The 18567-nt window shown below is 52.1% G+C and carries 18 protein-coding genes and 2 pseudogenes; 9 read left to right on the forward strand and 11 right to left on the reverse strand.

Annotated elements, in window-relative coordinates; all coding sequences use genetic code 11:
- Nucleotides 1-68: 68 nt before the first annotated feature.
- Together EL645_RS27240 and EL645_RS27245 are read right to left on the reverse strand one after the other, a co-directional pair.
- Nucleotides 69-626 (reverse strand): transposase, encoded by a 558-nt coding sequence (locus EL645_RS27240; protein WP_126554518.1) that lies wholly within the window; start codon nt 624-626, stop codon nt 69-71.
- Nucleotides 608-1180, reverse strand: coding sequence for a helix-turn-helix domain-containing protein (locus tag EL645_RS27245; protein ID WP_246035600.1), 573 nt, complete (start codon nt 1178-1180; stop codon nt 608-610). The genes EL645_RS27240 and EL645_RS27245 overlap by 19 nt, the downstream gene beginning before the upstream one ends.
- Before the next feature lie 240 nt (nt 1181-1420).
- Between EL645_RS27245 and EL645_RS41465 the strand changes: the two genes are divergently transcribed.
- From EL645_RS41465 to EL645_RS27260, 3 genes are all read left to right on the forward strand, one after another.
- Nucleotides 1421-2047: a J domain-containing protein gene (locus tag EL645_RS41465; protein WP_218032088.1), complete on the forward strand. Its 627-nt coding sequence runs from the start codon at nt 1421-1423 to the stop codon at nt 2045-2047.
- 30 nt (nt 2048-2077) lie between these two features.
- A complete protein-coding gene (locus tag EL645_RS27255; protein WP_126554522.1) occupies nt 2078-2797 on the forward strand; it encodes a hypothetical protein in 720 nt (239 codons plus the stop codon).
- A 695-nt stretch (nt 2798-3492) separates the two neighbouring features.
- Nucleotides 3493-4176: a hypothetical protein gene (locus tag EL645_RS27260; RefSeq protein ID WP_126554524.1), complete on the forward strand. Its 684-nt coding sequence runs from the start codon at nt 3493-3495 to the stop codon at nt 4174-4176.
- A 267-nt stretch (nt 4177-4443) separates the two neighbouring features.
- On the opposite strand, the gene EL645_RS27265 is transcribed toward EL645_RS27260, so the two are convergent.
- Both EL645_RS27265 and EL645_RS46260 read right to left on the reverse strand, forming a co-directional pair.
- Entirely contained in the window at nt 4444-5556 is a 1113-nt protein-coding gene (locus EL645_RS27265; RefSeq protein WP_371865824.1) for an IS3 family transposase, read from the reverse strand.
- 75 nt (nt 5557-5631) lie between these two features.
- Nucleotides 5632-5748 (reverse strand): annotated as a pseudogene (locus EL645_RS46260) (transposase); the annotation flags it as partial.
- A gap of 72 nt (nt 5749-5820) precedes the next feature.
- Between EL645_RS46260 and EL645_RS27270 the strand changes: the two are divergent.
- Complete coding sequence (locus tag EL645_RS27270; RefSeq protein ID WP_126554528.1) at nt 5821-6348, forward strand: hypothetical protein; 528 nt, start codon at nt 5821-5823, stop codon at nt 6346-6348.
- A 340-nt stretch (nt 6349-6688) separates the two neighbouring features.
- Complete coding sequence (locus tag EL645_RS27275; protein ID WP_126554530.1) at nt 6689-7306, forward strand: GyrI-like domain-containing protein; 618 nt, start codon at nt 6689-6691, stop codon at nt 7304-7306.
- 42 nt (nt 7307-7348) lie between these two features.
- On the opposite strand, the pseudogene EL645_RS46265 reads toward EL645_RS27275, so the two are convergent.
- Together EL645_RS46265 and EL645_RS27285 are read right to left on the reverse strand one after the other, a co-directional pair.
- Nucleotides 7349-7702: pseudogene (locus tag EL645_RS46265) on the reverse strand (IS982 family transposase); the annotation flags it as partial.
- Between the two features lie 309 nt (nt 7703-8011).
- Nucleotides 8012-8578 carry a recombinase family protein gene (locus EL645_RS27285; protein WP_126554534.1) on the reverse strand — a complete coding sequence of 189 codons (567 nt, stop codon included), beginning with the start codon at nt 8576-8578 and terminating at the stop codon, nt 8012-8014.
- Between the two features lie 266 nt (nt 8579-8844).
- Between EL645_RS27285 and istA the strand changes: the two genes are divergently transcribed.
- Together istA and istB are read left to right on the forward strand one after the other, a co-directional pair.
- Nucleotides 8845-10095 carry an IS21 family transposase gene (gene istA / locus EL645_RS27290; protein WP_126550204.1) on the forward strand — a complete coding sequence of 417 codons (1251 nt, stop codon included), beginning with the start codon at nt 8845-8847 and terminating at the stop codon, nt 10093-10095.
- On the forward strand, nt 10092-10886 hold the full coding sequence (istB, locus tag EL645_RS27295) for an IS21-like element helper ATPase IstB (protein ID WP_126548540.1): 795 nt from the start codon (nt 10092-10094) through the stop codon (nt 10884-10886). Before istA ends, istB begins: the two co-directional genes overlap by 4 nt.
- Before the next feature lie 192 nt (nt 10887-11078).
- Here istB and EL645_RS27300 read toward each other — a convergent pair whose 3' ends face one another.
- The 3 genes from EL645_RS27300 to EL645_RS27310 all read right to left on the reverse strand — a co-directional run bounded on the left by EL645_RS27300 (nt 11079) and on the right by EL645_RS27310 (nt 15243).
- Nucleotides 11079-13691 (reverse strand): WD40 repeat domain-containing protein, encoded by a 2613-nt coding sequence (locus EL645_RS27300; RefSeq protein WP_126554536.1) that lies wholly within the window; start codon nt 13689-13691, stop codon nt 11079-11081.
- A 102-nt stretch (nt 13692-13793) separates the two neighbouring features.
- A complete protein-coding gene (locus EL645_RS27305) occupies nt 13794-14360 on the reverse strand; it encodes a hypothetical protein (protein WP_136625303.1) in 567 nt (188 codons plus the stop codon).
- Between the two features lie 118 nt (nt 14361-14478).
- A complete protein-coding gene (locus EL645_RS27310; RefSeq protein ID WP_126554540.1) occupies nt 14479-15243 on the reverse strand; it encodes a helix-turn-helix domain-containing protein in 765 nt (254 codons plus the stop codon).
- Nucleotides 15244-15367: 124 nt separating this feature from the next.
- Here EL645_RS27310 and EL645_RS45830 point away from each other — a divergent pair, with 124 nt between their 5' ends.
- Nucleotides 15368-15529 carry an IS3 family transposase gene (locus EL645_RS45830; RefSeq protein ID WP_371865770.1) on the forward strand — a complete coding sequence of 54 codons (162 nt, stop codon included), beginning with the start codon at nt 15368-15370 and terminating at the stop codon, nt 15527-15529.
- Nucleotides 15530-15752: 223 nt separating this feature from the next.
- On the opposite strand, the gene EL645_RS27315 is transcribed toward EL645_RS45830, so the two are convergent.
- Both EL645_RS27315 and EL645_RS27320 read right to left on the reverse strand, forming a co-directional pair.
- A complete protein-coding gene (locus EL645_RS27315; protein ID WP_126554542.1) occupies nt 15753-17009 on the reverse strand; it encodes an MFS transporter in 1257 nt (418 codons plus the stop codon).
- A 390-nt stretch (nt 17010-17399) separates the two neighbouring features.
- On the reverse strand, nt 17400-17963 hold the full coding sequence (locus EL645_RS27320) for an ISAs1 family transposase (RefSeq protein ID WP_161977747.1): 564 nt from the start codon (nt 17961-17963) through the stop codon (nt 17400-17402).
- 33 nt (nt 17964-17996) lie between these two features.
- Here EL645_RS27320 and EL645_RS45835 point away from each other — a divergent pair, with 33 nt between their 5' ends.
- Nucleotides 17997-18302: a transposase gene (locus EL645_RS45835; protein ID WP_371865771.1), complete on the forward strand. Its 306-nt coding sequence runs from the start codon at nt 17997-17999 to the stop codon at nt 18300-18302.
- The last annotated feature ends 265 nt before the right edge of the window (nt 18303-18567 follow it).

Genomic DNA, 18567 nt, shown 5'->3' on the forward strand with positions numbered 1-18567 from the left:
CTGCTTTTGCCAGCATCCTTCTCGTTCGAGAGGCCCAGCTGGCTTTTCAGGAAGGTGCTCTTCTCCCTTTATACGGAATGACGCGACTTTTGTTGCAGCAGCTCGACTTGTTCACAGCCAAAATAATCAGATACGCGCTGTCTGAGCTCACTTGCCGTCAGCAGTCGAGCAGGTTCGACAATCGCACGTTTACCATGCACCCACTTTGGCTCAATCCGGTTGAGCCAAGGACTCTTGATGGGCAACCAGCACGGAATGATGCGTACTCCTGTTTTGCCAGTTTGAGCTTCTTGCAACACTGTCTGATTGTGCTCGCGCAGCCAGGTCTTGACCTGTTTACTTACATGCCAGGACGCGTTATCCCAAATGAGCACCAGGACACGCTTGCTTTGCGCCTGGGCCTGCTCACACAGCCACTCCAGAAAATCAGTGGTCACCTGGCTGACCGGGCGCCCCTCGACAAAGCGTAAGTACATGCGACCAGTGTTGGCGGAAAGCATCCCATAACAAGCGAGCGCTTTGGGGTCGGGATCGGTTTTCTCTTTCTTCAGTTCCTGCAAGCGCAACGACCCACCTTGCTCAGTCCAACTGTGCAGATTGGGCTGGCTCACGCGACTCCACCACACCTCATCCTGATAGCCGACAACCCATCCCTGGCGCTCGGCCAGCGCAATGAGGGCGTCACGTCGTTTTTTTTCTTCAGATAATCTGGGTCGGGGCTGGTAATCCAGTGCTTCGCGCGTTGCCATCCCACCCCCAGCCGCAGGAGCGCCTGGCGGATCGTCTCGATGCTCACCAGGCTTTCCGTGAGCCCTTGCTCGAAGCAGACCTCCGCTGCTAAAGCCAGCGTCCACACGCTGGTCTTTTTCCCATAGATGCGCGGCGATTGATGCAAGGTGGCACGTAACGCTTCACATTTGGCTTGATCAAATTGGGCTTGCACCGTTTTTGGTCGAGAAGATTCCTGCTTGAGGCAATCGACGCCTTTCTCCTCAAAGGCATGGATGGCGTTGCGCACCGTTTGCGTGGCACAACCCAGATTCTGAGCAATGACTTTGGGACGCTGCTTTCGATTGGAGGCGAGCAAGATCTGACTGCGGCGCAGGGTAAATGCGTCGGATGAGCGCAGTCCAGCTTCCAACCCTGCCTGCTCTGCTGGACCCAAGGCTCGAACATACATCGGGGGTTTCATGACTTCATTCGAGCAGAGTTTTCTCCCTTACACAACAGCTCTCCGGAACCCGCACTAACCAGCAGCATCTCACCTCAACTCTTCTACCAACCTCTGTTCCATGTATGAACACAATCAATGCTGAAATACTCCTTACAGAACCAAAAGCATGGTATACTCTCTTCCGAAATAGATATTCATCGAGGAAACATCAGGGAAAATACATAACCATTCAATGGAGGGGACATTATGCCTGAACTGATAGGGTGCCTTATAGGGCTATTGATCGTAAGTATCATAGGAGTTCCATTCGTCTATCTCAGCAATCGATCCCGGTGTACACTTGACGAGGTGCTCCAAGAAACGCAGTATCCAGCATCCGAGGTCCATGGGTTGATTCAACGACACTTTGTTTCCTATCGGCGCAAATATGTGATCACTGGCCCCCGTACCCTCAACCTTGATGAAGTCAGAACAGCCTATGCCCAGTATCAAGAACTCTTGCAACTCCAGGAAGAGAACGCTGCAACCCTTCGGCATATGGCGGAGAGCGCCGCAGCTGAACAGGCTGAAAAAAATCGAAACGCCCAGGAACAGGCAAGGCTCGCTCAGGAGGAACTGGAACGATTACGGCACGCCCATGCAGAAATCCTGAAACGGCTTCGCCAACAGCTTCACCTCATCCCAGAGCACGTTCAGGCTGCATTTGCTGTCCTTGGTCTCTCTGTTGACGCGCCATTTGACCAGGTGCGCCAGCGCTACCGCGAACTCGCCAAACAATCTCACCCCGATACAGGGGGCGACGCACAACACTTCATCCAGGTCGATAACGCGTATAAACACATCGTCTCCTGGATCAACGCCTCCCAGGAATAATTTCAGCGGACACCGAAAGGGATTTCCAGTATGCATATCACAGAAGAGCAGCGGCACCGCTTTATTACATTTATGCGGCAAGATTATCCCCAGAGCCTAAAGGACTATATGGATGAAAATAATGATTTTCCAGAAGACTATCCATATAAGAAACCTGAAATCGGCGATGGCTGTACGGAATTAGTCATTTACGAACTTCACACCTGTTTACTCCCACAAGAACACAATATCTTTTATATCGGATATACAAGTAACCTCACCCAGAGGTTCACTGAACACCGCAATTCTGCATTACACACTGGCCAAACAATTGAAGACATCTACGCAGAATATGAATCAGCAAACAGGACCCCTTGGGCAGCCAAGAAGGCCAGGAGAAAAATTATTGGTGCATCATTACAACACTCGGACTGCTTCTCCATAACCAGTTGGGAAACACTTCCAATCAAGCCACAAGCGATTGATGGCATGGATCCATTGGAGGTAATAGACGACTTATTTGATAAGTACATGCCATATCTCTCGACCCAACGAGACTACGTATTAGAGAGAGAACGAAGAAGAATTTTTGCAGGTTTCCAGAACAATGAACGGCTCGTAAATGCTGAGGGTAGCTATCGGCATATGATTACAGCGTTACACACTCACCCTCTCATAGGAATTACAACCACCTTTTTAGATGATCCAATATGGGATCCTATCATAAGCGGATTTCTCGAAGATTGTAAGAGATTAAATGCACACTATTAACAATCGTTAGCAAGAAAGGTGCGACAATGCCAGACGGTTCAGTACATCCATAACAACCAGGCTTATTTCTTCTCGTAGCAGAAAAGATAAGCTGAAGAAGGGTACTCATGCAGCCATGTTTTCGGTGGCCATGGATCCTTGGCAGTCTGACACTTCGGCGCTGTTGGCCTGCATGGGTCTTCTGATCTGGGCTATCTGGCACTTCTGGGGGAACTTGGACCGGGTTCAACGGCGGCTACAGCAAAACAACCATTCATGGAGCCACTCAAGATATAGAACTACCACAAGGCAAGACGTTGTGGAATTGGCCTCAGCTCTTGGTTGCCCCTGCTATCCTCGCTGGAGGCGCCGCCTTCTTTACCTGGTGGAACGCACGTACTGACTGGTATAACATCTTTCTCCGCCTCTTTTGACCGCGAAACGCAGGGGACCATTCACGCTCCGCTTTCGGATAAGCTCAACGTCACCACCCGGCGTGGGGATGTGTATTTCAAGGGGTGGGCATTCTCTGTTCGCTCATTTAAATAATAGGCTTAGGGAATCACATTGTAATGTTACCCCTTTCCTTCTTCTGCAAACGATACTCCAGGCGCTACACGCTCCAATGTCTTTATAACTGTAGCCTCTTTCATATCCACTTCCTTTTCGCGTTCTTTCCCATAGAATAGATTCTATCCGAAGGAGCAAAACCGCCTATGCCTCACTCATCCTTATTCACCCACCAAGGAATACGTCTGCATCTTTCACCCCAGCAACGTTTCCAGATCATTGCAATCACCATTCCCTTGTTTATCCGGTACCGCCGTGGAGGATTCTCAACAGAGCAACAAGATCAGTTTGCGGCCCGAATGCGCGCCCATAACCTTCCAGAGGATCATATTCGGCTTCTTATCATTCTAATCGGAACGGTCGCCAAGGTTCTGGCCGACCAGGAACACGCCTATCGGTTTGATCGCTACCTCGGCGGGGGCTGTGCCGTCCTGGATCTCGTCCTCTTCCAGATTCTGGCCTCTTCAGGACTGGCCGACATACCACTCCATATCGCCTGGCTCGCGTTTGTCTGCTCACTGCCCTGCACGGCCGGATTCCTGGCCTTCTGCTTTGTACGACCTCCCACCTCAAAAAACAGGTATGGGGTGATCCATCTCTATCTTTCTTTTCTGTCTGTTGTAGGAGCATTCATTGCGACCGATGCGTATATCTGGCATCTCTGGGACGTGGCCGGCATCATCTTTCTCACCCTGAGCCTTCTCGTCGGACTTCTCTCCTTTGGCTATGCGACGCTGGTGCTCCTGGCCACCCACCTCCGTTCCGAACTTTCCACTGACCCCACGTTCACTACCCCAGACCCAGATCAACCAGAAACGCTGTATGGCTAAGCCACTCGCGTAAAGAAGATATATTGCCTGCAACACAAAGAGCGGCTGATCAAGTAATCAACCGCTCTTTGCTTCAAGAAGATGAAATCCGGCTTACACTGCCTACCTGCTAGCACTATATCGACCTCTTGCAAATCAATAGTGAGGAATGTTGTGATCCCCATAGCACTGGGATAGAATATAGCGGTACCGTTTGTCAAGACAAAAAACGGGCCCAAATAAGATAAAACTCAGCAACATGAGAATGAGTATTTTACGTTACGCTTATCAACGTTGCCGATAGATTTGAGCTGGCGTTTGATAGTCAAGTGACTGATGCAAACGCTGGTGATTATAAAATTCAAAGTACGCTTGTATTCCGTTCCTTACGTCCTTAACGTTTTGATACTCCCTGAGATAAATGTCTTCATATTTCAGAGAGCGCCAGAGCCGCTCCACAAAAATGTTGTCTAAGGCTCTTCCTCTCCCATCCCAGCTGATGCGAATATGATTGGCTTGCAATCGCTGCACAAACTCTGTGCTCGTAAATTGGACCCCCTGATCGCTATTGAAAATGGTTGGCGTCGCTTGGTTCAAAGCTCGCTCCAAGGCTTCCAGGCAAAAACTCGTATCTAAGGTGATGGAGAGTTCCCAGGAAAGCACGTAGCGGCTCCACCAATCCAGCACAGCGACCAGGTAGACAAACCCGCGTGCCAGGCGGATATAGGTGATATCCGTGCTCCACACTTGGTTCACAGTGGTGATCTCCACATTGCGCAGCAGGTAGGGAAATCGTTGCTCCACAGCTCCAGGCTGGCTCAGGCGCGGATGAGGATAGATCGTTTCTAAACCCATCGTGCGAAGCAGGCGACGGACCCGTTTGCGTTCGACTCCATAGCCTTGTTGGTTGAGCCAGTTTGTCATTTTTCGTGTGCCATAAAACGGCGTCCGCGTGTATTGCTCATCTAATAAGCGCATCAACATGAGATCTTCCTCACTGACTGCAACGGGTTGATAGTAGTAGCTCGAACGCGCAAGCCCCAGCAGTTCACACTGGCGTCCAATGGAAAGCTGCGGATCGTTAGGATCGATGAGTTGGCGCTTGTGCTCAACGGAGCTGGCCTGATTTTTTTTCAACCAGTCCAGTTCCACTTTCAACTGACCGATTTGTTGATACAAGGGCGCTGTGAGGTCTTCCTCACTTTTTTCCTGGCCAGGACCGCGTGTCGAGAACACGGCAGGTAATCCGTCAAGCGCTTGTTTTTTCCATTGAGCAATTTGTGTTGGATGAACCCCATACTCAGCCGCTATTTCGTTGGCGGTTTTGTTGCCGCGAATGGCTTCGAGTGCTATTTTTGCTTTCAATTCTGCGCTGTATCGTTTGCGTGGTCCTGCCATAATCTTTCTCCTTTTGCACTCATTCTGATACAGCTATTTTATCTTATTTGCCTGTCCAGGATTCCGGTACCATCATACGCTGTCAGAAATACCCAGATCTCTCGCTATTTGTGTTTTAGCTTTTCCACTGGTTTTGAAGAGTTGTACAGCCTGCTGCTTAAATTCTTTCGTGTAATGTGGTTGCGATTTGCCCATTGAATCCTCCCATTTGAAGTATAGCAGATTTCTCTTCTCTGACCCTCCAAATCCGGGGGAATTCCACTCCTTATGGTTGCCAGTTACCTGACTGTACCTACGCTGCTCGGCTATGGTGACTGGGTAATCTTTGCCCAGGGGATGCCAGGATCTGACGTCCTCATCATCGCGTTGATCGCCCTGGGCGTCGTTCTGTACGTGCTCACTTTCCTGCTCTGCTCGCGTGCTTTGAATGAGTTTGCTGGCTGGGAAATGCGGGGTTCCAACGCACGTTGGCGCCGCCACGCCAGAGTGCTCTACTCAGTCTACTTGAGCACTGCCCTGATCAACACCGTCTCGGCTCTGTTTAACCCAACAGGACTGGGACCGAATGCGGCCTTTGCCTACTTTGGCGGTATGGCTCCCATCATGCTCTTGTTCTCCATAGGGAACAAGCCCAGAGCTACCACCATCACGAAAGAGGAGCCGCTGACGCCTATACGTAGCTGGCCCTGGATCATCCGCTGGCCTGCTAGCAGCCATCATCCAGGTCGCCGTCCTCGGCCCCGGCCTCCCCCGTCCATAATCCAGAGGTGGCCGCTGGAGGTAGTGGTGGTGTAAATCCCAGAATTTAAATGGATCTGCGTCATCTCCTCTCCTCTGAAAAAGAGGTGCCAAGAGCTAGCAAATCAGGCAACCTGGGCAGCAGGCTCTAAGGACACCTGATAGCCTAACCCACGAATTGCGCAACGAGGTAAGCTCAAGCAATGAAGGGTACAGAGGACCATCTTTGATCTTGTATGAGAACGAAGCCGAGAGGAAAGCGTGATTTCCAAACAGTTCGGAAACTATATCACGCTTTGTACTAGTTCCCATCCGAATCAAAATGCCCTAGTAGCTGTCGAGATATTTTCGGGTGGAGCGTGGTAACTAACGAGCGTAATTTGGTATCGTAGAGAGTATGAACAAAATAGACTTCAAGAAAACACTCAACAGCTACCAAGCGAAGTATCACGAGTTTCGTATGGTAGACGTACCTAGACTGCAATACCTGATGATTGACGGACACGGCGATCCGAACACCAGCCAAGAATTCAAGGCTGCTATCGTTGCGCTCTATCCCGTGGCGTACAAACTCAAATTTGCAAGCAAGCTGGAATTAGGCAAAGACTATACTGTCATGCCATTGGAGGCTTTATGGTGGGCAGATGACATGTCTACCTTTACTACCGCACGAGATAAATCACAATGGGATTTTACCCTAATGATTATGCAACCTGACTGGATTACACGGGACATGTTCAAAGCGGTGGTTGAAAAAGTTGCCGACAAAGAGCCGCCGGCTAGCCTTGCTCAAGTGCGTCTAGAAACACTCGACGAGGGTAAGAGTGTCCAGACGTTGCACGTCGGCTCCTTTGATGATGAGGCGGATATACTTGCCCAAATGCACCGCGATTTTATACCGGCCAACGATCTCACAATGGTTGGCAAACATCACGAAATTTACTTCAGTGATTTTCGCAAGGTAGCGCCCGATAAATTACGAACCATATTGCGGCAACCAGTCATCAAAGCATAGGGGCTACTAATCTCACACCGCTAGCTCTGCCAACCATAAAGCTGCCCTATCGACTACACCAGTTCCTTCAAACTTCAGGGAGCCCAGGACTAATTGCAACATTAACCGAACAGCGAGGATGACCGCCCACAAATCCCGTTTCCGGCGGTTGTACCGAGACCGCTCGGTGAGCCCAGGAAAGAATGGCAAGAGAACATCCTTGTGCAGCCGGAAGAAGTGGTCTTCCCTTGGCTCACCGATGAGTTCTTGGTATAACGCGAGGGTTACTACTTCGCTGTCACTGAGTCGAGGCTTCGTGCCGGGACGTTTCAAAGCCCGTTGTATTTCCGGCGAAGCTTTCATTGCGTCGTCGACAATGGTAAAAATGGGACAAAGAACCGTTGCTTTACAGAGCATACTGATACCTTCTTTCTTTGTTTTAGGTTGACAAAGCAAGCGTACTACACGGTTCTTGTCGTAAACAAAATGCCCGCTGACGCGGGCATTTTGTTATGAGCTGTGACTAGCACAAAGCATTATCGTCTCACTCAACCCCAACGGCGGGGGTGAGGAGGTGGTGGCATGGATAGCCACCACCAGGCGCATCTATGGCTCCGTTTCCGTTTTCACGCCAGGGATCAACCTGCGCTCTCGCATCCTCTGGGCTCTCTCGTGCCAGAGAGAGTTCTGTAAATTTTGGAATTCCGTGAGCGGGAATTTTGGCAATTAGGTGAGCGGTTCAGCCTCTTTGACGTATCGATACAGAGTGGCACGGGAGATCCCAAGCGCAGCACAGATTTCGGGGATTGAATGGCTGTGATCAGTAAACATCTGTCGAGCCAGTGCAATTTTCCCGTTGGTCTTGGGCTTTCTGGGCCTCCCACCGACACGCCCTCTCGCCTTAGCCGCTGCTAACCCTGCGTTGGTTCGCTCACGAATGAGATCACGCTCAAATTCAGCAAGAGCACCCATCAGATGGAAGATAAGTTTTCCGCCAGGTGTGGTCGTATCAATCTGCTCGGTGAGGCTGATGAACTCGATGCCGCGCTCGGTGAGACCTTTGAGCAACTCAATCAAATGGGTCAATGAACGCCCCGCCCGATCCAGTTTCCATACCACGAACGTATCTCCTGGCCGCACATATGCCAGAGCTTCATCCAATCCTTGGCGCTCGGCTTTCGAGCCAGTCATTTTGTCCAGAAACCATTTCTCGCAGCCAGCTTCTTTCAGAGCATCGATTTGCAACATCTCATGCTGTTCCTGTTTCGAGACACGTACATATCCAATCTTCATAAACTCTTCCTTTTGTCTCACATTTCCCGTCAAACGGGGGAGGTTTTGAGATTTGTCAAGAAACATTCTACGCATGCGGAAGGAGTGCGACAGCATGTAAAAAGGCTCACCGGATTGTCTCATCAAACGGACGGTTTTGAACCATCCTTTCGTTCTCTGCGCCCTGGTATTAAAGACGGTGTATACTCGAGCCGGAATAGAATTGACCGACCCCCAAGAAGGCGGTATTCTGAGGAAAATCAAAAACACAACCTCAGGAGACCGACATGCTCAGGAGTCAGACCGTGAATACAATACACGATTTACATCAACAAGGGAAGACGGTTCAGGAAATTGCCCAGAAATTGGAGATTTCGCGGACCACTGTGCGCAAATATCTTGCCCATCCAGAAGCGGTGATCCCGAAACCACGCCCGCCTCGGCCTTCAAAGCTTGATCCATTCAAAGAACAGATTACGCGTTGGGTGATGGAAGATCATTGCATCAATTGTGAAGTGATCTACGCACGATTACAGCCGATGGGGTACACCGGCGGGATCAGCATCTTGAAGGAGTTCGTCCATCCCCTCCGCCCGGTGGTGGCAGGACATGCGCCCGTGCAACGCTATGAAACCGAGCCAGGCCACCAGGTCCAATTTGATTGGGGCGAGTTCACGTATGAACAGGAAGGCATCATCCATAAATTCTATGGCTTTACCGCGGTGTTGGGCTATTCGCGCATGCGCTTTGTGACCTTTGTGAAGCGCTGCGATACTCCAACGCTCATTCGCTGCTTGATGGAGGCGTTTGAATACTTCGGAGGCCTGACCCGGTCTGCGCTGACTGACCGCATGAAAAGCGTGTTGCTCGAAATGCAGGAGAACAAACCTCGTTGGAATCCTCGCTTTGCTGACTTCATGGTCTCCATTGGGGTCACCGCCCGCGTCTGCAAGCCTTACACCCCACAGACGAAAGGCAAGGTCGAGCGCACCGTGAGTTATGTGAAGCAGAGCTTTTGGGCCGGGGTGACTTTCACCGATCTCGATGATCTCAATCGCCAGGCCCATCGCTGGTGTGAGCGCATCAATTCCCGCGTGCACCGCACGACTCATGCTCGCCCGGTCGATCGTTTGGAGGTGGAGAAGCTCCAGCCCTTGCCTCAAGCCTTTGCCTGGGAGCGCTTTGCCACCGAAGAACGCAAAGTCACCTGGGATGGCTATGTCTCCTACGATGGCGTGCTCTACGGGTTGCCAGGCACGCTGCATCTGGCCGGAACCACAGTGCAGGTTCGTGAACGCAAGGGTGTGCTCACGGTTTGGTCGCAGGGCCAAGAGGTGTTCGCCATCGAGAAGCGTCCTCGCTCACAAGAGAGTGTGCCGCATCCAGAGCAATGGACGGGTATTCCCTCAGCCTCGGCGATCCGACGAGCAGGAGCACCCTTAGGCCACCAACAGCAGGCACCACAGGTGCAAAGCCGGGCCCTGGCCGAGTATGACCAGTATTGTGGCGTGTCGGCCGGAGCGGAGGTGGGAGCATGAAGTCAATCACCGCGTACAAGCAACTGAACTTGACCCACCTGCAAACGGCGTTACCCCAGTTACTGGAAACGGCCCGGCGAGAACAATGGACGTATGAAACCATGGTGGAGCGAGCCTTGGGCGCAGAGCTGGATGGCCGCGAGCAAAAAGCCACAGCTCGCCGTCTCAAGGCTGCACGCATTCCCAGCAAAAAAACGGTGGAGGGTTTCGATTTTTCGTTCCAACCCTCGCTCTCCGAGCGGCGCATCCGGGAGTTGGCCGATCTGTCCTTTGTGCGGACCTGCACCAATGTGATCTTTCTCGGCCCTCCGGGAACGGGCAAGACGCATTTGAGCCTGGCTCTAGCCAATCGGGCACTGGCAGAGGGACACAGCGTCCTGTTTACGACGCTGGCGGAACTGGCTCAGTCCCTGGAGAGTGCCTCGCATCCTGGTCTCATGCGTCAGCGCCTGCGGCGCTACATTGCGCCCAGTTTGCTCATCATTGATGAGGTGGGCTACACCAGGCTCACCGCCGAACAGGCTCATCACTTCTTTGAGTTGGTGGCAGCCCGCTATGAGCACGGCTCCATTATCCTGACGTCCAATACCAGCTTTACTGGCTGGGGAGCGTTACTGGGGGATGAGGTACTGGCGACGGCTTTGCTTGACCGGCTCCTGCATCATGCAGAGGTCATCGCCATCAATGGGAGCAGTTACCGCATGAAGGAGCGCCGAACAGAGAGCCGAACCCCCTCAACCTTGTCAGACACAGCACGACATGCCGCCGGCGATTTGCCCACCGGCGTGTAGTCAACCGGCGTTCACGATGTCGGCGTTGGGATCGCCTGGATTCCGGCGCGGTTTGGTCGGCGTTTTCATCGCTGACGTTCTCAACGTTTGTTTTTTACCGTTCGTTTGATTGGGGCGACCAATTCCAAATCGGCTCGTCATGACACCGGCCTTGACACCTGGCAATTGTTGGGCCGAGAGAGCCCTATTTACTTATTCCCACTTGCCCTCAAGCATCACGTGAGAGAAATGAGGCCCCCAGGTTGGTCCCCCTTTGTCCGCTAACACGACCTGATTTGACTGTTGCCAATAGATCGCTCCCACTTCGTAGGTTGCGACGTAGATGCCGAGCAAGTTACCCACGTCTGAACCTTGCCCTCGATAGAAGTAAACTCGTCCGTATCGATCTCCAACGATTGCCAGACGCCCATCAGGAGAGAAGGCCATGCTCGTGGCTTCCTGGACGTAAAGCAGTTGCCGAAGTTTGCGCCCGCTCCTGACCTCCCACAGTTGGACTGTTCCACCCTCCTCATTGTACATGAAATCCTCTGCGCTCGTGAGAGCCAAACGCCCATCAGGAGAGAAGGCTACACTCCCGACCGGCCATCTGTGCCGCAGGGTCCGCTGCAGTCGTCCATTGCTGACCTTTCGGAGCCGAGCTCCAAAATTTGAACCGATGAGGATCTGGCGTCCATCGGGGGAAAACGCTATGCTCCTAACCTGCTCTTCCCATAGTCGCTGCCAAATCATCTGTCCGCTCTCCACATTCCACAGCCGGATCCCATCACTTGTGTCTCCAGTGAGGATCAATTGTCCATCAGGAGAGAACGCCACATTCGTGATCCACGATTTTTTGCGGTCCAGCAGGACCGGCTGTCCATGCTCGACTTCCCAGAGGTAGGCTACCTTATAGGAACCAGCGAGAACCCGTTGCCCATCAGGAGAAAACGCCACACTTGTTATCTTAGACGACCCGCTCCCTTGCAGCTTCCGAAGTTTGCGCCCACTGCTGACTTCCCAGAGGTGGACGGACCCATTCTCTGAACCGGTAAGGGCTATTTGTCCATCAGGAGAAAAGGCCACAGATGTAATAAGGCTTGGATATTCCTCATCCCACGAGCATTCGCCCCCTCTACTCACCTCCCAGAGCCGGGCCACATTATCATCTGAACCTGTGAGCACCTGTTTCCCATCAGGAGAGAAGGCCACACTGGACACGCTCGTCATGGGACCGAAGCGTCGGATCTCCTCTCCACGCTCGACCTCCCAGAGATGGGCAGCCTTAGAGGAGCCGGTGAGCGCCAGTCGCCCATCGGGAGAAAACGCCACACTCTTTCCAGTATATTTAAGACCTACCAGTTGCCGCCCACTCTCGACTTCCCAGAGGTGGACGGCAAGGTAGGAGCCAGTGAGCGCCAACCGTCCATCGGGAGAAAACGCCACACTGATGATCCCTCCTATCGTGTGGCTTTGCAGTTTTCCTACTTCTCGCCCGCTCTCGACCTCCCATAGTTGGGCTCCCTGATACTGTGTGCCGATAAGGGCCAGCCGTCCATCAGGAGAAAACGCTACACTGATGACGCAACCTAAAGCAAGCCACCGCCTCCGTTCGCTTCCGTTCTCAACCTCCCATAGTTGGGCTCCCTGGTACTGTGTGCCGATAAGGGCCAGTCGTCCATCGGGAGAAAACGCTACACTGGTAACACGACCTGACGTGTCCCATTGACGCACTTTGCACCTGCTCTCCATGGCCCAGAGTCTGACTATTCCTGAATCTGTGCCTGTGAGCATCAGTTGCCCATCAGGGGAAAACGCTGCGCTCGTAACCCTTATTGTATCGCCTTGTAGTCGCGGCAGCTCGCGCCCGCTCTCTACGTCCCAGAACTGAACCCCAGATGAGTAGGAGCTTGTGAGCATCAGTTGTCCATTGGGGGAAAATGCCACATGCACGAGCAAAGATTCACCTACTGGCGGTTGCCACTCATGCTCCCATTCTGGACCGAGAAGATAGAGACGTAAACCCAAGAGATCTTCGACCCCCACTTTGCAGGTCAGCCGTAGCCACCTGGTAGGTTCCTCCTGGATGGTCAGAAGAGAGCCAGCTTCGACTGAGCGATTGTAGAGTTGTTGATAAAAGAGGTCTGGCAGGATCTCTGGCCACCAGGTGACGTCCTTAGGCGTACGCTGGGATTGAGATGCTGGTAGTCCTCTGGCAAGGGTGTCGCGGTCTCCATAGACCCTTTTTCTTTCCTGCTGTAGCCGCAGGGACCGAAGAGAAGAGCATGCAGAGGGTTTCTTTTGGCTCATATCTGTGCCTATGATGGGGGTGGTAAGCAGGGAACTTTCCAGGCTCATCCAGTGGTCGAGTTGCTCGAGCAACTCGCTGTACTCTTGAAAACCGAGCCAGCCCAGATAGTGGCGAATGCTTTGTACCTGCTCTCGACATTCGTGGTAACCTATTCGCAAGGTGCGTTGCGAAAGCGTATCCAGTGTCCAACAAGCAGAGAACAGGCGTTGTGCTGCCTCAGCTACCAGGACCTTGCTCTGAATGCCTGCCGCCTGGACGAGCTGCTGACCAAACTGACGAGACGTTGAACTGAGCTGCACCCTCTCGCCTGTCATCTCTTCAAACAACTCTAGCGCTTGCAATTGATGGCAAGCTCGCTTGAGCAGCTCGGATGTTCCCTCTGGCTCGCCCATTCCCACAGCTAATCCTAGCAACCAGAGCGGAATGGTGGTCCCTTCCGGGTAAAACGAGGCTAGCAGAAAGAGCATTCGCTCCTGTTCGCAGATCACTTTGTCCCATCTCTCCTGTAACGGTAGCATCGCGTGGTTCCATCCTTTCCCAACAGTATTGCAAAGACCAAGAAGCGGACCAGGATTTCCGCGAAATTTTCTCCCACAAAGAATTGTCCAGAAATCCTGGCCCTATTCCAAGTATCCCGCTATGATCTCAGTCACTTTCACCTGCGATCTATAGAATTGGCAGATAGTGGGATGAACGGGATCAAAAAGCACTGGATGCGTACTCTTTAATGGACAGGCAACGTAATTTGCCTTGCTCGTAGATACCCTCCTGGTATAACGTTGTTGGGTCTCTGGATGATGCCATACGAATTCAAGCCAGTGCATCAAATCGCCATCTTTGTCTATCCTGGCCTCACAGTCTATCACTGTTGCGGTTGCCTCCACTCCATACTGTGTGAACCAGGCATGAAAGCCAGGCTGCAGGACAGCGGTGAAATCGCGCCTCTTTATAACATAAATAAATATCGGAACACCAATAAACGACACGATGAAGGTTGCTGTAAGGATGTAAGGTTGAAGTGTGAAAGGGAGGAAGATAACTTCAAAGATAATTGCAAGGCCAAGAACAATGCCGAATGGGAATGGCAGGAGATATGGGAGGCTCTGTAGAAAACTCTCCTGTTCAAGCCGTTTATTCAAAGCTATCCAATCTCTTTGTTTCGCCTTATCCCAGGGCAGGTCAAACATATCTGTTCTCCCACTCATTTTCTCTCTCACCGTTGTCACAGGCAACGAACATTTTGCTATTCATCAGTTTGTCGTAAGAACCGAACGATTTTGAGACACCTCATCAGGAGAGCACTCCTCAACCTGGTCCAATGATCAGATTCTGTTGTGCTGTCTCGACGACATCTTTGGTTACCACCTGTGTCTGGTTCGCCACCAGGATATGTTCCACCTGAAGCATCAGGCGTTCAATCAAACGAATATTTCCTCTCGTAATACGCAGAATGGTCGCAACAGCATCTTTATCAGTAAAGTCATCGGAAGGTACCTTGACACGATCCGTCAGGTAGGGTTTGGCCGGGTTGCCTGCTTCGTTCAAAAGCCACACGTCCAGTGGAGTATGGTCTGCCTGCCACATCGCATTGGCGTGTGTGGCCTCTCGTCGATAGAGCAAATCAAACGCTTCTCGGTAAGCAGCAGCGCCTTGATGGGCAAGGATCAGAAGGGCTGGATCAATACTTTTGATAATCTGGCGAACTCGCTCGTAGCTCGGTGGTTTCCATCCCTGGGTCTGGGCAATCTCTCTCACCTGGCGACGAATAGCAGCCGCTGAACGTGGAGGAGTCTGCAAAGCCAATCCTTCGACCAGGACAATTGCTTGATCTGGGAGCTTCCGAGATTTGCCCTTATCTGAGCGCGTGGTAGTCGTGAGCCCAGCCAGCCCCTTCTCTCGATAACGCTTGATCCAGAGTTGGGTGGTACTCGGTGGAATCTGATGGGTACGAGCCACTTGTGCTTGAGAGACATGTTTCTCTAAAGCTGGACGGATGATCTTCAAACGTTCAAGCGCTTGTGTTCTTTGGGCCTCTGAGAGAGCCGTAAGTGGTAACGCTGCTTGCGCCATACATCCGTTCCCTCACTCATGGAAAGCACGAACTATACTATTTCTCTCAGTATACCTCATCAGCGCGCTCTGTGAAACTCTGGAGGTCTCGGTGAGTGGATATTATGCTTGGAAGAAACGTCCGATGAGGCGGCATCAGCAGGAAGATCACTCTCTGGCTGAACAGATCCAGACAGCCTATGTAGCGCATCGGGAAGTCTATGGGAGCCCGCGGTTGTATGTGGAACTGCAGAACCAAGGGATCCGCTGCCGAAAAATGGCTAGTCCACCTGAAAGAGTAAATTGAGGAGAGGTTTGCTGGCCATTTCCTTTAAATTGCTGGCGAGTGGGAACCAAGTTTGACATTTTTTCCTGTGTAGTGGATGAACTGGCAGCAGTTGGAGGCTTAGAAGTAGATGGCGGTGGCGTATTTACAGGGCAATCGCATCTAAAAAGAGGCCAGGCAACTACTACGCTCACTGGCCTCTCATTTTCTCTGGAAAGACACTAACGATCAGATTCCGACCGTGCTATTCGCTCTTACTTGCTGGCTGAAGGTCTGCTATTTTCCAGATGGGAGAACAGATTAGCCACAAACAGGAGAGGCAAACGCCCCCAGCTCCAAGAAAGAGTGTTGCGCGCAGACCAATTACTGTGCCGAGAAAACCACCAAGCAGGGAGGAAAAGGCGACGACACCGCCAGCAATAAAGCGTATTGTGGCATTGACCCGTCCTTGTAAATGGTTAGGAGTCCTGATCTGACGCAGACTCAGCTGGTTAATATGGTAGATGAGATCCATTCCCCCCATCAGAAAGCGTCCGGCGATGAACATGGGGATGACGAGCCACAGCGAACCATTAGCCAGCGGGATCAGCAGAGCGCCCAGTCCTTCCAGGCAGACGGCTCCCACTATCGCGCGCCCGATGCCGAACCATTTGGCTGCTGGAGTGGCCGCGAACGAGCCAACCAGCGCTCCGACGCTCCCCCCTGCTATTGTCAGTCCCAGGAGTGCTGGACTCATATGCAGTTCGCTAATAGCATAGAGGGTAAAGACCGTGTATGACAGAATATTGAAGAAGTTCAGGCTTGCATTGCAGCTTGCGATGGCACGCAGGACTGGATTGCGCCCAACAACCTGTAGCCCTTCCCCGATTTGTGACCAGATGCTCGCCTGCCCCTTTCCAGCGGACTGCGCTGGTTCGCCTCGCCGAATGAGCCCCAAACACAGGGCTGAAACCAGGAAAGAAACAACGTCGGCAACGATCGCGAGAGGGGCAGTCATTACCTGAACCAGCGTACCCGCGATCCCAGGACCTGCCACTTCCGCGAAGGCCCCGCTGGCTTCTAGCTTACTATTCCCCTCCACCACCTCCTCTGTTTCTATCAGCGTTGGCAGGTAAGATTGGTAGGCCACACCAAAGAAGACGGTCAGGATGCCTACCAGAAAATTGATCACGTAGAGGTACTCGATCTGCAAGATCCCAAGTAGTGCCATGAGCGGAACAACACTGAGCAGGAGCGCCTGCCCAATGTCGCTGATGAGCAGCAGCGTGCGTCGAGGAAACCGATCAACCCATACCCCTACAAAGAGGCTTACCAGGAGCATCGGGATATATCCAGTTGCCCCAAGGATGCCCACCTGCATGGGGGTCGCATGCAGCGTCAGGATCGCGGTAAGAGGCAAAGCTAGCAAGGTCACCTGGCTTCCCATAAGGGAAATAGTCTCGCCAGCCCAAAGTTTAAGAAAGTCGGCGTGCCGCCACAGTCCGGAATGTCGCAAAAACATGACAAAAACTCCCTTGTTTCAACGAAAAAAGTTCTACGGAGAAATGGGGGTCTGGCTCATGGACAAAAGGAAGAGCATTTGCGAGTTAGACGCGGCTTACTTTGCGCCTCTGTACCATGAGTGCCCCTGGAGAAGTGAAAATGGGAGCATCTCACTCAATCTGGACTGCCGGAGAGTATAAGGAGAGGTGAATTGTCAGGAAGATCGTATGGTGTGAAAAACTGATCAAAAGAGCGTAACCCGGCATATCTCACGCCTATATTCATGACGAGGTACCTCTTTCTTGTTCTATTGGGCTGTATTTTCTCGCAATCGGAACAGCCCGTTAGTGATTATAACCCAGGCATCAGTCTGCCGTCAAATGTGCATTTTGTCCCAGAGCAATCGCCTCTAATTAACCCCATCAAGAACGCGCAAGAGATAGGAGGTATGCCAGCCTGCTTTGAGACGCTTGGCATGGACGCCAACCCGTGACGAGGTTTCCTGGCGCAAGAGGTTGAAGTTGATATGGCGTAACACCGCCAAATTTTCGTTAGCATGACCAAGACGCATGCGCGATTCCTCTTCACGGAAAGCAATATCCAAGACCCAATGCAGACTGTTCTCAATTCCCCAGTGGCTTCGGACTGCGGTGGCAAAGTTTTTAACGGACGAGAAACTGAGCAAAAAGTAGCGCGTTTCTTTCGTGATCTTTTGCTCCATGCGCCGCTCAGCCCGAACGACCCCAATTGCCTGCAAGCCTTTCCACTTCTGTTCGGGATCCAGATACACCAAGATGTCAGGATCACTCTGTGTCCAATACTCGTGAATTTCTAGCCGCCCGTGTCCTTTCTCTACCTGTCGATCTGACTCCCACGGCGGATTCGCAAAACCGTCTTTTTCGGCCAGAGCAAAGGTGGCTTTCACCTCGTCGTAGAGATTTCCCTGGTTGTCTTTGAGACGTATGTCGAACAAATCCTGGCTCCCAGCCTGCATCCTGGACAAATCGTGATCCTGGACAATCTCTCGATCCACCTGGGTCCTCGCGTGAAAGAGGCCATCGAAGCCAAAGGCTGTCAACTCCTCTTCCTGCCGGCCTATTCCCCCGATTTCTCGCCGATTGAAGGTGCTTTTTCCAAGTTGAACACCATCTTGCGACGAGTTGGAGCTCGGACACGCGAGGCCCTACAGGAGGCGATCATTGATGCGTTGCCCTGCATTACCGCACAGGATGCGCTCGGTTGGTTCCTCCATTGTGGATATCCTGCGCCCTCAGTACATCAAAGGGCTCAACCTTTGAGCACGCCACTGTAGGCAGAAACGCCTATTTTTCAGTTTGCCATAATATTCGGTCTATAGGCCCGTCTGGTACAGCAACACTAAACGGTGAAAGAGAAAAGGAGGCTTGAAAAATGATGCGTTGCACGGCATGCTTTTCTTGTGATAAGGACAGGTGGGATTTGATTTTCTTGGCTGGACCATTCGGCAATTCCCGGTAGGAAAAACGCATACGGTGTAACGTACCTCTTCTCCAGGGCACTCGGTCGGACGATTCGCTATCGCAATGTACCCCTCGCCA

The organism is Dictyobacter kobayashii (assembly GCF_003967555.1).
GTDB lineage: Bacteria > Chloroflexota > Ktedonobacteria > Ktedonobacterales > Ktedonobacteraceae > Dictyobacter > Dictyobacter kobayashii.

What these genes read in the sequence shown, in the direction of transcription:
- EL645_RS27285 (WP_126554534.1), bottom strand. Translation starts at nt 8,578, where the DNA reads ATGAAGATTGGATATGTACGTGTCTCGAAACAGGAACAGCATGAGATG.
- EL645_RS27255 (WP_126554522.1), top strand. Translation starts at nt 2,078, where the DNA reads ATGCATATCACAGAAGAGCAGCGGCACCGCTTTATTACATTTATGCGG.
- EL645_RS27310 (WP_126554540.1), bottom strand. Translation starts at nt 15,243, where the DNA reads ATGGCGCAAGCAGCGTTACCACTTACGGCTCTCTCAGAGGCCCAAAGA.
- EL645_RS27305 (WP_136625303.1), bottom strand. Translation starts at nt 14,360, where the DNA reads ATGTTTGACCTGCCCTGGGATAAGGCGAAACAAAGAGATTGGATAGCT.
- istA (WP_126550204.1), top strand. Translation starts at nt 8,845, where the DNA reads ATGCTCAGGAGTCAGACCGTGAATACAATACACGATTTACATCAACAA.
- EL645_RS27260 (WP_126554524.1), top strand. Translation starts at nt 3,493, where the DNA reads ATGCCTCACTCATCCTTATTCACCCACCAAGGAATACGTCTGCATCTT.
- EL645_RS27275 (WP_126554530.1), top strand. Translation starts at nt 6,689, where the DNA reads ATGAACAAAATAGACTTCAAGAAAACACTCAACAGCTACCAAGCGAAG.
- istB (WP_126548540.1), top strand. Translation starts at nt 10,092, where the DNA reads ATGAAGTCAATCACCGCGTACAAGCAACTGAACTTGACCCACCTGCAA.
- EL645_RS27270 (WP_126554528.1), top strand. Translation starts at nt 5,821, where the DNA reads ATGGTTGCCAGTTACCTGACTGTACCTACGCTGCTCGGCTATGGTGAC.
- EL645_RS27315 (WP_126554542.1), bottom strand. Translation starts at nt 17,009, where the DNA reads ATGTTTTTGCGACATTCCGGACTGTGGCGGCACGCCGACTTTCTTAAA.
- EL645_RS27245 (WP_246035600.1), bottom strand. Translation starts at nt 1,180, where the DNA reads ATGTATGTTCGAGCCTTGGGTCCAGCAGAGCAGGCAGGGTTGGAAGCT.
- EL645_RS27300 (WP_126554536.1), bottom strand. Translation starts at nt 13,691, where the DNA reads ATGCTACCGTTACAGGAGAGATGGGACAAAGTGATCTGCGAACAGGAG.
- EL645_RS45830 (WP_371865770.1), top strand. Translation starts at nt 15,368, where the DNA reads ATGAGGCGGCATCAGCAGGAAGATCACTCTCTGGCTGAACAGATCCAG.
- EL645_RS41465 (WP_218032088.1), top strand. Translation starts at nt 1,421, where the DNA reads ATGCCTGAACTGATAGGGTGCCTTATAGGGCTATTGATCGTAAGTATC.